This is a genomic window from Actinophytocola algeriensis (genome assembly GCF_014203735.1).
Taxonomy (GTDB): domain Bacteria; phylum Actinomycetota; class Actinomycetes; order Mycobacteriales; family Pseudonocardiaceae; genus Actinophytocola; species Actinophytocola algeriensis.
The window spans coordinates 893,313-907,932 of the sequence record NZ_JACHJQ010000004.1 but is presented as its reverse complement, the minus strand read 5'-3'; the positions used below and the strand labels follow the sequence as shown (position 1 = coordinate 907,932).

Here is a 14,620-nt window from a genome sequence, read left to right as displayed (position 1 = left end):
GCCGCCGGTCAGCGTTCCGGTTTGGTCTTGCGGCCGATCAGCTCGCCCGCCATCTCGCGCGGGTCGAAACCGTCGTGGCACACCCGGTGCACCACCTCGGTGATGGGCATCTCGACGCCGTGGCGCAACGCCAGCTCGCGGATCGACGAGCACGACTTCACGCCCTCCGCGACCTGGCCGTGCGCCGCGGCCTGCGCCTGCGCGACGGTCTCGCCGCGGCCGAGCCGCTCCCCGAAGGACCGGTTGCGGGACAACGGGGACGAGCACGTCGCCACCAGGTCACCGAGCCCGGCGAGGCCCGCGAACGTCATCGGGTCCGCACCGAACACCTCACCCAGCCGTGCCGTCTCCGCGAGCCCGCGCGTGATGAGCGTGGCGAGCGTGTTGTCGCCGAACCCCAGCCCACCGGCCATGCCGCAGGACAGCGCGATCACGTTCTTGCACGCGCCACCCAGCTCGCAGCCGACCACGTCCGTGTTGGTGTACGGGCGGAAGTAGCCCGTGGTGCACGCCTTCTGCACGGCGACGGCCCGGTCGTGGTCGGTGCACGCGATCACCGACGCGGTCGGCTGCCCGGCCGCGATCTCCTTGGCGAGGTTGGGGCCCGACACCACCGCGACCTGGCTCTCGGGCACGCCCATCACCTCGGTGACGACCTCGCTCATCCGCTTCAGCGAACCCAGCTCCACGCCCTTGGCGAGGCTGATCAGCGTCGCGGACGGGTCGATCAGGCCCCGCCACGCGGTGAGGTTGTGCCGCAGGCTCTGGCTCGGCACGGCCAGCACGACGTCGGTCGCCCCGGCCAGCGCCACCCTCGGGTCCGATGTGGACTCCAGGCTCTCCGGCAGCGTCACGCCCGGCAGATAGTCCGGGTTCTCGCGGCGCTCCCCGATCGCCTCGGCGACCTCGCGCCGACGTGCCCACAGGACCACGCTCGTGCCGGCGTCGGCCAGCACCTTCGCGAACGTCGTGCCCCACGAACCGGCACCGAACACCGCGACCCGCATGTCACCCATCGGTGCCGGTGCTCTTCTTCTTCGCCCTGGCCGGGTTGTAGAACTCCTCGGGCGCCTGCTCGTCCCGCAGGCCCGTGAGCTGCTCGCGGACCCGGGTCATGAGGAACACGGTCACCTCGCGCAGGAGGTCGTTGTCCAGGTCACGGCCCTTGAACTCGGACAGGTCGACCGGCGCGGACACGTCGATGGTGATCTTCTTGCGGGGGAAGGGCCGGAACTTCTTCGTGTAGGCGTTGAAGATGTCGCGCGTGCCCCAGCGCGCGACGGTGAGCACCGGGATGTCGTGCTCGAGGCATTCCATCGCCAGGCGCGCGACGCCGGTGCGGGACCGCATCGGCCAGCCATCGGGGTCCCTGGTGATCGTCCCCTCCGGGTAGATCACGATCAGCTTGCCGTCCCGCAGCGCTTCCCTCGCCGCCACGAGGCTGTCGCCCGCCGCCGCGCTCGCCCGGTACACCGGGATACTGCCCGCGCCGGAGATCATGCGCTTGAACACGGGCGTCCGGAACAGGCTGTCCTTGGCGAGGAACCTCGGCACCCGGCCGTTGCGGTGCACGAACACCGCGTCCACCGGCGGGTCGAGGTGGGAGATGTGGTTCATGACCAGCAGGACGCCACCCTCGCGCCGGACGTTCTCCGCACCGTGCACGGTGGTCTTGCCGAGCCAGGCGATCGGGTAGAAGACCACCGCCGTCACCCACACCCAGAAGCCGCTCTTCTCCAGTCGCCTCGGCACCTGTCCTCCTCGTACGCAGCGATGACCGCTCCGCAAGCTCCACTCCGGGCAGATGCTCGCTCCGCGAGCTCCGCTCGATTCCGATGAGTGAGTATGCCCCGGCGGCGACGCGTGGCCGCCGGGTCCTGCACGATGGGTGTGTGGATCGTGGAGCAGACCTGGTCGTGCCGATCAAGCGGCTCGACCGCGCGAAGTCCCGGCTGCGGGGCGCCGTGCCGGTGGACGAGCACGCCGAGCTGGTGCTCGCGCTGCTGCTGGACACGGTGACGGCGGCGATCTCGGCCGAGGGTGTGCGCCGGGTGCTGGTGGTGTGCGAGGACGAACGGGTACCCGCCGCACTGCTCGGCACCGGTGTCGACTGCGTCGACGAGCGCGGCCTGCCAGGGCTGAACGCGGCGCTGGCCTTCGGCGCGGAGTCGCTCCGCACCCCGGCGGGCACCGTCGGTGCGCTGCAGGCCGATCTGCCCGCGCTGCGCCCTGCCGACCTGACCGCCGCCATCGCGGAGGCCGCGGGCAGGCGGGCCTACTGCGCGGACCGGCAGGGCACCGGGACGACCCTCCTGCTCGCCGCACCCGGCGCACCGCTGAACCCGCGGTTCGGCCCGGGTTCCGCCGCCGCGCACGCGGCCACCGGCGCGGTCCTGGTCGGGGCCGCCCGCCCGTCGCTGCGCTGCGACGTGGACACCGAGGACGATCTCGGCGTGGCCGCCGAACTGGGTCTCGGCGTGGCCACGGGAAAGTTCACCCGCTCGTTCGGACTGGGCTGCACCATCACGCCATAAATGCTGGACAATGAGGTTGTGAGCACCGAGACGAGCCCTGAGCAGTCCACCGACGCCGAGCACGAAGAGCACGTGCCAGAACCCCGCCCGGTGCCGTCCTCGCCGCCCGCAGTCACCCCGGCCGCGGCGGTCACCGACCTGCCGGACGACCGGTATCTCAACCGCGAACTGTCGTGGCTGGACTTCAACGCGCGGGTGCTCGCGCTCGCCGAGGACGAGTCGCAGCCGCTGCTGGAGCGCGCGAAGTTCCTCGCGATCTTCTCGTCGAACCTCGACGAGTTCTACATGGTGCGGGTCGCCGGCCTGAAACGCCGCGACGAGACCGGCCTTTCGGTGCGCAGCGCGGACGGGCTGACGCCGAGGGAACAGCTCGCGTACATCTCCAAGCGCAACCAGGAGCTCGTCGGGCAGCACGCCGCCGCGTGGGAGAAGCGGCTGCGGCCCGCGCTGTCCGAGCAGGAGATCCGGATCGCGCGGTGGGCCGACCTGACCGACGAGCAGCGCGAACGGCTCGCCAAGTACTTCTACGACCAGATCTTCCCGGTCCTCACCCCGCTCGCGGTCGACCCGTCGCACCCCTTCCCCTACATCTCCGGGCTGTCGCTGAACCTCGCGGTGACCGTGCGGGACCCGAGCGGCGGCGGCGAGCGGTTCGCGCGCGTCAAGGTGCCGGACAACGTGTCCCGGCTCATCCCCATCTCGCAGAAGCGGGAGGACCGCAGCGCGCTGTTCCTCCCCCTGGAGACGCTGATCGCGGCGCACCTCGACAACCTCTTCGCCGGCATGCAGGTCACCGAGGTGCACGCGTTCCGGGTCACCCGCAACGCCGACCTCGAGGTCGAGGAGGACCAGGACGAGGACCTGTTGAAGGCACTCGAACGTGAGCTGGCGCAGCGCCGGTTCGGTCCGCCGGTGCGGCTCGAGGTCGCCGACGACATGAGCGAGCACATGATGGAACTGTTGCTGCGGGAGCTGGACGTGGACCCGCACGACGTGGTCGTCGTGCCGGGACTGCTGGACCTCTCCTGCCTGTGGCAGCTCCACGGTGTCGACCGGACGGACCTCAAGGACCCGCCGTTCGTGCCCGCGACGCACCCCGCGTTCGGTGAGCGGGAGACGCCCAAGAGCGTGTTCGCGACCCTGCGCGAGGGCGACGTGCTGGTGCACCACCCGTACGACTCGTTCTCCACGAGCGTGCAGCGGTTCATCGAGCAGGCCGCCGCGGACCCGCGCGTGCTCGCGATCAAACAGACGCTGTACCGGACTTCCGGTGACTCCCCCATCGTCGAGGCGCTGATCGACGCGGCCGAGGCAGGCAAGCAGGTCGTGGCGCTGGTGGAGATCAAGGCGCGGTTCGACGAGCAGGCGAACATCAAGTGGGCGCGGCAGCTGGAGAAGGCGGGCGTGCACGTCGTCTACGGCATGGTGGGGCTCAAGACCCACTGCAAGACCGCGCTCGTGGTGCGGCAGGAGGGGTCGGTCATCCGGCGCTACTGCCACATCGGCACCGGCAACTACAACCCGAAGACCGCGCGCCTGTACGAGGACGTGGGCCTGCTGACGGCCGAACCGTCGATCGGCGCGGACCTCACCGACCTGTTCAACGTGCTGACCGGGTACGCGCGGCAGGACGAGTACCGCTCGCTGTTGGTGGCGCCGTACGGGATTCGGCGCGGCATCGTGGAGCAGATCGAGCGGGAGACCGAGCACCTGCGGGCGGGCCGCCCGGCCGGGATCCGCATGAAAATCAACAGCCTGGTGGACGAGCAGGTCATCGACGCGCTGTACCGGGCGTCGCAGACCGGGGTGCCGGTCGACATCGTCGTGCGGGGCATCTGTGCGCTCAAGCCGGGCATCGAGGGGCTGTCGGACAACATCCGGGTGCGCTCGATCCTGGGGCGGTTCCTCGAGCACTCCAGGGTCTTCCACTTCGTCGGCTCGAACGAGCACTGGCTCGGCAGCGCGGACATGATGCACCGCAACCTGGACCGGCGCGTCGAGGTGCAGGTGCGGATCACCGACCCGAAGCTGACCGCGCAGCTGGACAGCATGTTCGAGTCCGCGCTGGACCCGGCGACCCGCTGCTGGGTGCTGGAACAGAACGGCGACTGGACCGCGTCACCCGCGGAGGGGTCGTCGGTGAGAGACCACCAGGCACAGATGCTCGCCCAGCACCGCGCCCTCGGCTAGCCGCATGGCAGGGGAGATCGCCGCGGCAGGCGGCGTCGTGTGGCGCCTGCGGGACGGGGTCGTCGAGGTGGCGCTGGTGTACCGGGAGCGGTACGGCGACTGGACGCTGCCCAAGGGAAAGCTGGAAGCGGACGAGTCCGCGCGGGTCGCGGCGCACCGGGAGGTGCGGGAGGAGACCGGTGCGCGGGTGGCGCTGGGCCGGTTCCTCGGCCGCACCGGGTACCTCCTCGGCGCGGACCACAAGGTGGTGGACTACTTCGCCGCCCGGTACCTCGACGGGGAGTTCGTCCCGTCGGAGGAAGTGGCTGACCTGCGGTGGATGCCGGTGCCGGACGCGGTGGCCCGGCTGTCGCACGACCGCGACCTCCCGGTGCTGGCGGCGTTCTCCGCACTCCCAGCGGACCTGACGACGGTGCTGCTGGTGCGGCACGCGAAGGCGGGCAGCCGGGCGCAGTGGGAGGACGCTGACGAGCTGCGTCCGCTGTCCCGCAACGGGGAGAAGCAGGTGCCGCCGGTCCGTGAGCTGGCGGCCGTGTACGGCGCGGAACGGGTGTACTCGGCTCCGTTGGTGCGGTGCGTGGAGACGGTCCGGCCAGTGGCTGACGACATCGGTGTACCGGTGGTGGAAGAGGAACTGCTGGCGGAGCGGAAGTACGAGGGCATGGCGGACGCCGCCACCCGCCGCCTGGCGGAGATCGCCGCGGGGGGCGGGGTTTCCGTGGTGTGCAGCCAGGGCGGGGTCATCCCGGACCTGGTGACGCGTGTGGCAGCCGATTCACCGGTGTCCCTGCCGCGGCGCGTGGAAAGCAAGAAGGGCAGCGTGTGGGCCCTGTTCTTCGCCGGCACCCACCTCGTGGCGGCGGACTACATCCGGGTGCCGTAATGATTCACCGAGCCCCAACGATTTCGCACACCTGTCCGATGTAGCCACTCCCAAAACCCGCGCGAGTCCCCCATTCCCGGCCCGCGAGTAGCCCTTTCGCCGACCCCTGGACCGCCCTTTCGGGCGGGTTCCGAAACGGGCCTTGACGCGTTCCGCGGCCGCTGAGCTCGCGCGAGTCGCGTTCCCGTGGGCCGGGAACCGGCGTGAAACAACCGGCCCGATGTGTTCCAGTCCGAGATCCGCGTGCGCCAGGACCCGCATGGAACAACCAACTCGAGTGTTCCAGCCCGGAACCCCGCCCGCCCCGAACCTCAAGCTCACGAGGCCCGGGACGCCGCGGGCCGGCCCGGATTCCGGACGAAACAGCCGGTTCGAGCGCGAGCCTCCTGCCCGCACGCGGGACTCGGCACTGTGAAGGGCCTTCTCCGCGCCTGACGTGGCCGCTGCGGGCCGATGGCCGGGTCCTGTGTGTCCCAGGCGTCCCAGCAAAGCCGAAGGCCGCCGCCCATACCCTGGGCGGCGGCCTTCGGCTTGGTGCTCTGTTGTTACTTCTTCTTCGCGGCGGTGGTCCGCTTGGCGGCCGTGGTCTTCTTCGCGGCAGTCGCCTTCGCCGGGGTCGCCTTGGCAGCCGTGGTCCGCTTGGCAGCCGTCGCCTTGGCCGGGGTGGCCTTCTTGGCGGTGGTGGCCTTCGCGGTCGTCTTGGCGGCCGCCGCCCTCGTCGTCGTCTTCGCCGGGGCCTTCGCTGCCGTCTTCGCGGCGGCTGCGCGGGTCGTGGCCGGCTTCGCGGCGGTGGTCCGCGTGCTGCGCGTGGTGGTAGCGGCCGCACGGGACGTCGGGCGAGCAGCGGCGGTCCGCGTGGAAGCGGCCGTGCTACGCGCGGTCGACGCCGTCGCGGTCTTGCGCGGAGCAGCCACCTTCGGCAGCTTCTTCGCGCCGCTCACCACGTCCTTGAAGGTCGTGCCGGCACGGAATGCAGGCACGTTGGTCTTCTTGACCTTCACCGTCTCGCCCGTGCGCGGGTTGCGCGCGGTACGAGCGGCGCGCGCACGCTTCTCGAACACGCCGAAGCCGGTGATGTTCACCTTCTCGCCCTTGTTGACCGTGCGAACGATCACATCGACGAGACCATCGACCGCAGCGCCTGCGGCCTTCTTGTCGCCGAGGCGGTCCGAGAGCGCCTCGATGAGTTGGGCCTTGTTCACCCTTCAGTCCTCCGTATGACCACACTTGCGTTCTCGGCCAATCCGGCCGACTTCTGGCCACCGTATGCCTAACTCGGCACTTTTTCCACGCGACTCGCCCAATTTCCCCTTCCGGGGTGTCGGATTTTGTTGCGTGGCTGCCTATTCGATGGCCTCAGGAGGAGAGTGTAGTAGTAGTCGGCTTCCACGGTTCCCTTGAGGCCTCAAAAGACCCGATCTCGTCCTCGTGCCGCAGCGTGAGAGCAATGTCGTCGAGCCCTTCCAGCAGGCGCCAGCGGGTGTAGTCGTCGACCTGGAACGGCGCCGTGAAGTCCTTGGCGCGCACCGTCTTGTCCCGGAGGTCGACGGTCACCTCGGTGCCCGGTTCGTTCTCCAGGAGCTTCCACAGGAGCTCCACATCCGCCTGCTCGCACTGGGCCGCGACCAGTCCCTGCTTGCCCGCGTTGCCCCGGAAGATGTCGGCGAACCGGGAGGAGATGACCACCCGGAACCCGTAGTCGGACAAGGCCCAGACGGCGTGCTCCCGGGAGGACCCGGTGCCGAAGTCCGGCCCCGCCACCAGGACGCTGCCCGCACGGAAGGGTTCCTGGTTGAGCACGAACTGGTCGTCCTGGCGCCAGGCTGAGAACAGTCCGTCCTCGAATCCCGTCCGGCTCACCCGCTTGAGGTACACGGCCGGGATGATCTGGTCGGTGTCCACGTTGGACCGCCGCAGCGGCACCCCGACGCCGGTGTGTGTGGTGAAGGCTTCCATCGTCGTTTGCCCCTTTCAGGCCTGGTCGCCGGTATCGGTGCTCGACTCCGCGGGCAGGTCTTCCGGTGCGGAGAGGGTGCCGCGGACCGCGGTCGCGGCGGCCACGAGCGGCGACACCAGGTGGGTCCGGCCGCCCTTGCCCTGCCGTCCCTCGAAGTTGCGGTTCGATGTGGACGCGCTCCGCTCACCGGGCTTGAGCTGGTCCGGGTTCATGCCGAGGCACATGGAGCAACCGGCCTGCCGCCACTCGGCGCCCGCGTCGAGGAAGACCTGGTGCAGGCCCTCGGACTCGGCGGCCGCGCGCACCCGCATCGACCCCGGCACCACGAGCATCCGCACCCCGTCGGCGACCTTGCGGCCCCGCAACACGTCCGCGGCGGCGCGCAGGTCCTCGATCCGGCCGTTGGTGCACGAGCCGAGGAAGACGGTGTCGACGTGGATGTCGCGCAGCGGCGTGCCCGGCGTCAGGTCCATGTACGAGAGCGCCTTCTCGGCGGCGGCCCGCTCGTGCTCGTCCCCGATCGCCTCCGGGTCGGGCACCCGCGCCGACAACGGCAGCCCCTGCCCCGGGTTGGTGCCCCATGTCACGTACGGGGTCAGCGCGCTCGCGTCGATGTGCACCTCGGCGTCGAACGTGGCGTCGTCGTCGGTGCGCAGCGCGCGCCAGGCCGCCACCGCGGCGTCCCACTGTTCCCCCCTCGGGGCGTGCGGACGGCCCTTCAGGTAGGCGAACGTGGTCTCGTCCGGTGCGATCATCCCGGCGCGGGCGCCCGCCTCGATGGACATGTTGCAGACGGTCATCCGCGCTTCCATCGACAGCTTCTCGATCGCCGCGCCGCGGTACTCGAGCACGTAGCCCTGTCCGCCGCCGGTGCCGATCCTCGCGATGACCGCGAGGATGACGTCCTTCGCCGTGACGCCGGGGGGCAGCTCCCCGTCCACAGTGATCGCCATCGTCTTGAAGGGCCGCAACGGCAGCGTCTGGGTGGCGAGCACGTGCTCGACCTCCGACGTGCCGATACCGAACGCCAGCGCGCCGAACGCGCCGTGCGTCGAGGTGTGACTGTCACCGCACACCACCGTCGTGCCCGGCTGGGTCAGGCCCAGCTGCGGGCCGACGACGTGCACGATGCCCTGCTCCGCGTCACCCATCGGGTGCAGCCGGACACCGAACTCCGCGCAGTTCTTGCGGAGCGTGTCGACCTGCGTGCGGGACACCGGGTCCGCGATCGGCAGCTCGATGTCGATCGTCGGGACGTTGTGGTCCTCCGTGGCGATGGTGAGATCGGGCCTGCGCACGCCACGACCGGACAGTCGCAGGCCGTCGAACGCCTGCGGGCTCGTCACCTCATGGATGAGGTGGAGGTCGATGTACAGCAGGTCCGGCTCCGCGCCGGTTCCCCGCCGGACCACGTGTTGATCCCATACCTTCTCGGCAAGCGTCTTTCCCATGCCTTCTCACCCATCGACTTCAGAAGTTCGGTTCCACGATCTGAAACACTGGACATCCCATATAGCGGGAACTTAATATCGAGACGTGGGACAGCATAGCGGCATCGGTGTACTGGACAAGGCAATGGCGGTCCTGCAGGCGGTCGCCAAAGAGCCTTGTGGCCTGGCCGAACTCTGCACGCGGACGGGACTCCCCCGTGCGACCGCGCACCGGCTCGCAGTGGGGCTCGAGGTGCATCGCTTGCTGCGCAGGGGAAGCGACGGACGGTGGCGACCGGGCGCCGCACTGGCCGAACTGGCAGGCGGCGCGGTGGACCCGTTGCTGGACGCGGCGAGCAGCGTCCTGCCCCGGTTGCGCGACCGCACGGGCGAGAGCGTGCAGCTGTACCGCCGCGACGGTGTGCACCGGATCTGCATCTCGACGGCCGAGCCGCCGAGTGGCCTGCGCGACACCGTTCCCGTGGGCGCGAGGCTCCCGATGACCGCCGGTTCCGGCGCGAAGGTCCTTGCGGCGTGGACGGACCCGACCACCCAGCGCGCCCTGCTGGCCGACGCGGTCTTCGGCGAGCGCGCACTGCTGGAGGTGCGCCGCCGCGGCTGGGCGCAGAGCGTGGCGGAGCGGGAACCGGGCGTGGCAAGCGTGTCCGCCCCCGTGCGCGACGCGGCGGGCCAGGTCGTGGCGGCGGTGTCGGTGTCCGGGCCGATCGACCGCATGGGCAGGCGTCCCGGCGCACGCTGGGCGGCGGACCTCCTCGCGGCGGCGGACGCGCTCCAGACCCGGCTCTAGATCGTCCACAGTGATCATCCCCAGTGGACGGTCGGCGACCGGCCGGCCACTCGGCGTGCTGGTGATCGCGTCCGCCGCGCTGGGCGAGGCGTCCTGGCTGGTGGCAGCGGCGGCGCGCCGCCGCCTGCGGGTGGGCGACGCGTCCGAGGACGCGCGTCCGCATTACTACGGTGGCCCGGGCTTCGCGGACCGGCTCGCCTGCCGGCACCACCGGTGGCTGTCGTTCCTGCCGAGGGAACGCACCAGCCGCACCATCCATCACACGAAGCTCGGGCGTACCAGGCGGTCCGCTGGCCCTTCTTCGCCAAGCCGCCGAGCGGCAAGGAGTTCCCGGCCCCCGTCCCCGCCGACGGCGCGGACCCCGCCGCGGCGGGCGGTGACCTGCCGCCGGAAACCCCTGTGCTGGTCAGCGACGTGGGCCCGTGGACGACTACCTGCGCGCGAAGGGCGGTGCGTGCTCCGGGCGGAAGCCGCGGCCGACGACGTACGCGGGTATGCGGCGCAGCTTCGGGAACCTGGTCATCATCCGCACCGGCACCGGCAGTTTCGCCGCCCGCGCGATCTCGACCTTTCCCGCCAGGGCGGGCTTGAGCACGCGGGCGTGCAGGAACCGTTGCACCCCCTGCGTGATGACCGTCGGCAGCAGCCTGCGCCGCTGCACCTTCGCGAGGTCGCGGGTCGAGACCGTGCCGTTGACGAGGGGTGCCGCCAGCAGCGTGGCCGCCGCGACCGCGTCCTGTACTGCCAGGTTGATGCCGACGCCACCGACGGGTGACATGGCGTGGGCCGCGTCACCGATGCACAGCAGGCCATCGGTGTACCAGCGGCTCAGGCGGTCGACGCGCACGTCCAGCAGCTTCACGTCGTCCCACGAGGACACCGTGTCCACCCGGTCGGTCAGCCACGGCACCACCTCCGCGATGCCGGCGACCATCGACGACACCGGCTCCTTCCGCTGCGCCGCGTCCGAGCCCTTGCGGATCAGGACCGCGGTCTGCCAGTAGTCGTCGCGGTCCAGCATGATCACCGCGCGGGCCTGGCTCATCACGCCGACCGCGCCTGCCGGGTCCCCGGTGCGACGGGGCAGGCGGAACCACCAGACGTCCATCGGTGTCGGGTAGTCCCGCACCTTCATGCCCGCCGCGGCGCGCAGCGCGGAGTGCCTGCCGTCGGCGGCGATCGTGAGGTCCGCGAGGATCTGTCCGGTCGCACCGGCCGTCGTGCGGTACTCGACGCCCGCCACCCGTCCGTGGTCCCAGATGACGCCGACCGCCTCGGTCTCCATGCGGAGCGTGAACGACGGCTCCTGTTTCGCCGCGTCCGCCAACAGGTCCAGCAGGTCCCACTGCGGCACCATCGCGACGTAGTTGTGCTTGCCGGGCAGCTGCGTGAAGTCGCCGAACGGCACCATCCCCTGCCGCGTCGGCAGCTGCGCCCGTTCCAGCCTGCTCTGCGGCAGCTTCGCGAACTCGTCCCCCAGGCCCAGCTCGTCGAGCAGGTCGAGGGTCGTCGGGTGCACGGTGTCGCCCCGGAAGTCGCGCAGGAAGTCGGCGTGCTTCTCCAGCACTGTCACCGCGACACCCGCGCGGGCGAGCAGAAGCCCCAGCACCATCCCGGCCGGGCCGCCGCCTGCGACCAGACACGTGGTCCTCTCCACGTTCGTCATGACCCCTCCAAATCAATTCATCTCCTGTTGAATAACTTCAGGATGCACCTGCCGGAACACGACGTCAAGGCGGATACGCTGATCGGGCCATGACTACTGCAAACGCTGAGGTCCGCGCCCGCTTCTGCCCGTCGCCGACGGGCACGCCGCACGTTGGCCTGATCCGCACCGTTCTGTTCAACTGGGCCTTCGCCCGCCACCACGGCGGCAAGCTCGTGTTCCGCATCGAGGACACCGACGCGTCGCGCGACAGCGAGGAGAGCTACCGCGCGCTGCTCGACGGGTTGCGGTGGCTGAACATCGACTGGGACGAGGGTCCCGAGGTCGGCGGCCCCGACGGGCCGTACCGCCAGAGCGAGCGCGGCGAGATCTACGCCGACATCGCGCGCAGGCTCTTCGAGGCCGGTGAGCTGTACGAGTCCTTCTCCTCCAACGAAGAGGTGGAGGCCCGGCGCAAGGCCGCGGGCCAGGACCCGAAGCTCGGCTACGACAACGCCGACCGCGAGCTGACCGACGAGCAGAAGGCCACGTTCCGCGCGGACGGCCGCGAACCCGTGCTGCGCCTGCGCATGCCCGACCACGACCTGTCCTTCACCGACCTGGTGCGCGGCGAGATCGTGTTCAAGGTCGGCAGCGTGCCCGACCCGGTCCTGGTGCGCGCCAACGGGGCCCCGCTGTACACGCTCACCAACCCGGTCGACGACGCGCTCATGCGCATCACCCACGTGCTGCGCGGCGAGGACCTGCTGCCGTCGACCCCGCGGCAGATCGCGCTGTACGAGGCGCTGCGGCGGATCGGCGTCACCACGTTCACGCCGGAGTTCGGGCACCTGCCGCTGGTGCGCGGCGAGGGCAACAAGAAGCTGTCGAAGCGCGACCCGCAGTCGAACCTCTTCAACTACCGCGACCGCGGTTTCGTGCCCGAGGGCATGCTGAACTACCTCGCGCTGCTCGGCTGGTCGATCGCCGAGGACCGCGACATCTTCACGATGGACGAGATGATCGCCGCGTTCGACATCTCGAAGGTCAACGCGAACGCCGCCCGGTTCGACGTGAAGAAGGCGGAGGCGATCAACGGCGAGCACATCCGCAAGCTCGCCCCCGAGGTTTTCGTCGAGCGCGTCATTCCCCACCTCGTGACCGAGGGGCTCCTTCCCGAGAACCCGTCGGACGCCGACCTCGACACGCTCCGCGCCATTTCCCCGCTCGTCCAGGAACGCGTCACCGTACTGTCCGAAGTGGCCACGATGGTGCGGTTCCTTTTCATCACCGAAGCGGACTTCGCGCCGGAACCGGACGCGGCCGCGAAGGCGCTCGGCCCCGACGCGGCACCCGTTCTCGACGCGAGCATCGGCGCGCTCGAGGGCGTCGCGGAGTGGACGACGGCGGCGATCGAGGAGACGCTGAAGGCCGCGCTGATCGACGGGCTCGGTCTCAAACCACGCAAGGCGTTCGCACCCGTGCGGGTCGCGGCGACCGGTCGGACGGTGTCCCCGCCGCTGTACGAGTCGCTCGAACTGCTCGGCCGGGAACGGTCACTCTCGAGGTTGCGTGCGGCACGTTCCTGACACATCCGTAACGCCACGCCGATGAGGAGCGATAGATCCTAATCGCCTCTCACTCGGAGACCGCTGACTTAATCGAGTCAGATTCCACACAATCACCTCTATAGCCGAATCGAAGGGTGCCCCGGGCGGCCTAATCTCTGCTGATGACCTTTGGGCTCGTGCCGTTTCCTGCTGCCTCCGACCGCAACGCGACCGGACTGGCGGCCGAGCACGAGCCGCCGAGAATCCAGGCAGTGTGTTTAGACATCGACGACACGCTGGTCGACTTCACGTCGTCCGCCCGGCGCGCCCTCTTCGACCTCATCGGCCGCGACGACATGTGGCCGTGCTGGCAGCGCACGACCGACGAGCACGTCGCCAGGGTCGTCGCAGGCGAACTGTCCTACGACGCCATGCACAAGGCGCGCACGAAGGCGTTCTTCGCCGATCTCGGCGCGCTGCTCGACGACGACCTCGTCGCGACCCTCGAGGAACGGCGCCGTACGCAGCTGTGCACCACGTGGCAGCTGTTCTCCGACGCGATCCCGTGCCTCGACTGGCTGCGCGCCGCCGGCTTCAAGCTCGCCGCCGTGACCAACGCCTCTGGCAACCACCAGCGCGCCAAACTCGCCGACCTCGGCATCGCCCGCTTCTTCGACACCCTGGTCATCGCGGGCGAACTGGGCGCGGCGAAACCCGATCCAGTGATCTTCCACACCGCGTGCGCGCGCATGGGCGTCCGTCCGTCCGAGACGGTCCACGTCGGCGACCTCATCGACACCGACGCCATGGGCGCACGGGACGCCGGCCTCCACGGCGTGTGGCTCTCGCGGTCGTCACACGACCACGACGCGACCGAACCGGGCATCCAGACCATCGAGAGCCTTGCTGACCTGCCGGAACTGCTGGTCAGCGAGTACCGCACCCCCGACGTGACCGCGACAACCGGGGCCGATTTCCGGTGCCGGGAGGGCGTGGTCTAACATCTTCTCCGGTGCTGGTCGAGCGACCGCGAGGTCGCTGACGGTCAGTAGCGTTGGGGTATGGTGTAATTGGCAGCACGACTGATTCTGGTTCAGTTAGTCTAGGTTCGAGTCCTGGTACCCCAGCAGAGAGAACAAAATCGCTTCTGATAGAGTTCTCTCTGGTTCCAGGGCCCCGTCGTCTAGCGGCCTAGGACGCCGCCCTCTCAAGGCGGTAGCGCGGGTTCAAATCCCGTCGGGGCTACAGTGACTGACCAGGCCGTTTCCTTCGGGAAACGGCCTGGTTCGTTTGCGTGGCATGCCGGGCTCGGAAGTGAAGCCGCATGAAGGTCCAACTTGCTGGTTGATGTTTCATTTCGACCACGGCCGCGAGTGTGGCCGTATCGATTTATGTTTCGTGAACGCGTTGTTCCGCTTTGGCTTGCACCTCTACGCGGTCGATTCCCTCAGAACCGGCAGCGTAGGAGTCGTTGGCTGATGTCGTCGGATTCGAGGGCATCCCGTCGGCTGGTTTGGGAGGTTCTCGGTGACCGAGACGGCCGCAGGCGGCACCATCTGCTCACCGTGGGCTCCTCCGGCGTCCCCGACGACCTGCGGGTTGGCGACGACGTCGGCCGGATGA

At 69.8% G+C, this 14,620-nt stretch carries 12 protein-coding genes and 2 tRNA genes; 8 read left to right on the top strand and 6 right to left on the bottom strand.

Features of this window, described 5'->3' with window-relative positions; genetic code table 11:
• Positions 1-8: 8 nt before the first annotated feature.
• Together FHR82_RS22245 and FHR82_RS22240 are read right to left on the bottom strand one after the other, a co-directional pair.
• Positions 9-1,016, bottom strand: a complete 1,008-nt coding sequence (locus FHR82_RS22245; RefSeq protein ID WP_184812371.1) for an NAD(P)H-dependent glycerol-3-phosphate dehydrogenase — start codon at positions 1,014-1,016, stop codon at positions 9-11.
• Positions 1,009-1,752, bottom strand: a complete 744-nt coding sequence (locus FHR82_RS22240) for a lysophospholipid acyltransferase family protein (protein WP_184812370.1) — start codon at positions 1,750-1,752, stop codon at positions 1,009-1,011. Before FHR82_RS22240 ends, FHR82_RS22245 begins: the two co-directional genes overlap by 8 nt.
• 140 nt (positions 1,753-1,892) lie before the next feature.
• Between FHR82_RS22240 and cofC the strand changes: the two genes are divergently transcribed.
• From cofC to FHR82_RS22225, 3 genes are read left to right on the top strand one after another with little or no spacing between them, the layout of a single operon-like run.
• Positions 1,893-2,534 carry a 2-phospho-L-lactate guanylyltransferase gene (gene cofC, locus FHR82_RS22235; protein WP_311771211.1) on the top strand — a complete coding sequence of 214 codons (642 nt, stop codon included), beginning with the start codon at positions 1,893-1,895 and terminating at the stop codon, positions 2,532-2,534.
• Positions 2,535-4,724 (top strand): RNA degradosome polyphosphate kinase, encoded by a 2,190-nt coding sequence (locus tag FHR82_RS22230; RefSeq protein ID WP_184812368.1) that lies wholly within the window; start codon positions 2,535-2,537, stop codon positions 4,722-4,724. It abuts the gene before it with no gap.
• Positions 4,725-4,728: 4 nt separating this feature from the next.
• On the top strand, positions 4,729-5,607 hold the full coding sequence (locus tag FHR82_RS22225; protein WP_184812367.1) for an NUDIX hydrolase: 879 nt from the start codon (positions 4,729-4,731) through the stop codon (positions 5,605-5,607).
• A 545-nt stretch (positions 5,608-6,152) separates the two neighbouring features.
• On the opposite strand, the gene FHR82_RS22220 is transcribed toward FHR82_RS22225, so the two are convergent.
• The 3 genes from FHR82_RS22220 to leuC all read right to left on the bottom strand — a co-directional run bounded on the left by FHR82_RS22220 (position 6,153) and on the right by leuC (position 9,015).
• Positions 6,153-6,809 carry an HU family DNA-binding protein gene (locus tag FHR82_RS22220; RefSeq protein ID WP_184812366.1) on the bottom strand — a complete coding sequence of 219 codons (657 nt, stop codon included), beginning with the start codon at positions 6,807-6,809 and terminating at the stop codon, positions 6,153-6,155.
• A 154-nt stretch (positions 6,810-6,963) separates the two neighbouring features.
• On the bottom strand, positions 6,964-7,563 hold the full coding sequence (gene leuD / locus FHR82_RS22215; RefSeq protein WP_184812365.1) for a 3-isopropylmalate dehydratase small subunit: 600 nt from the start codon (positions 7,561-7,563) through the stop codon (positions 6,964-6,966).
• A gap of 15 nt (positions 7,564-7,578) precedes the next feature.
• On the bottom strand, positions 7,579-9,015 hold the full coding sequence (gene leuC, locus FHR82_RS22210) for a 3-isopropylmalate dehydratase large subunit (protein ID WP_184812364.1): 1,437 nt from the start codon (positions 9,013-9,015) through the stop codon (positions 7,579-7,581).
• Positions 9,016-9,100: 85 nt separating this feature from the next.
• Here leuC and FHR82_RS22205 point away from each other — a divergent pair, with 85 nt between their 5' ends.
• The gene (locus tag FHR82_RS22205; protein ID WP_184812363.1) at positions 9,101-9,802 is read left to right on the top strand and encodes an IclR family transcriptional regulator; all 702 of its coding nucleotides are present in this window, start codon (positions 9,101-9,103) and stop codon (positions 9,800-9,802) included.
• A 430-nt stretch (positions 9,803-10,232) separates the two neighbouring features.
• Here FHR82_RS22205 and FHR82_RS22200 read toward each other — a convergent pair whose 3' ends face one another.
• Entirely contained in the window at positions 10,233-11,468 is a 1,236-nt protein-coding gene (locus FHR82_RS22200) for an FAD-dependent oxidoreductase (protein ID WP_184812362.1), read from the bottom strand.
• An 89-nt stretch (positions 11,469-11,557) separates the two neighbouring features.
• Here FHR82_RS22200 and gltX point away from each other — a divergent pair, with 89 nt between their 5' ends.
• The 4 genes from gltX to FHR82_RS22180 all read left to right on the top strand — a co-directional run bounded on the left by gltX (position 11,558) and on the right by FHR82_RS22180 (position 14,242).
• Positions 11,558-13,036, top strand: a complete 1,479-nt coding sequence (gene gltX / locus FHR82_RS22195; RefSeq protein WP_184812361.1) for a glutamate--tRNA ligase — start codon at positions 11,558-11,560, stop codon at positions 13,034-13,036.
• Between the two features lie 233 nt (positions 13,037-13,269).
• The gene (locus FHR82_RS22190; RefSeq protein WP_376706435.1) at positions 13,270-13,998 is read left to right on the top strand and encodes an HAD family hydrolase; all 729 of its coding nucleotides are present in this window, start codon (positions 13,270-13,272) and stop codon (positions 13,996-13,998) included.
• A 54-nt stretch (positions 13,999-14,052) separates the two neighbouring features.
• Positions 14,053-14,124: transfer RNA gene (locus tag FHR82_RS22185), tRNA-Gln, on the top strand.
• Positions 14,125-14,169: 45 nt separating this feature from the next.
• A tRNA-Glu gene (locus tag FHR82_RS22180) sits at positions 14,170-14,242 on the top strand.
• Positions 14,243-14,620: the final 378 nt, after the last annotated feature.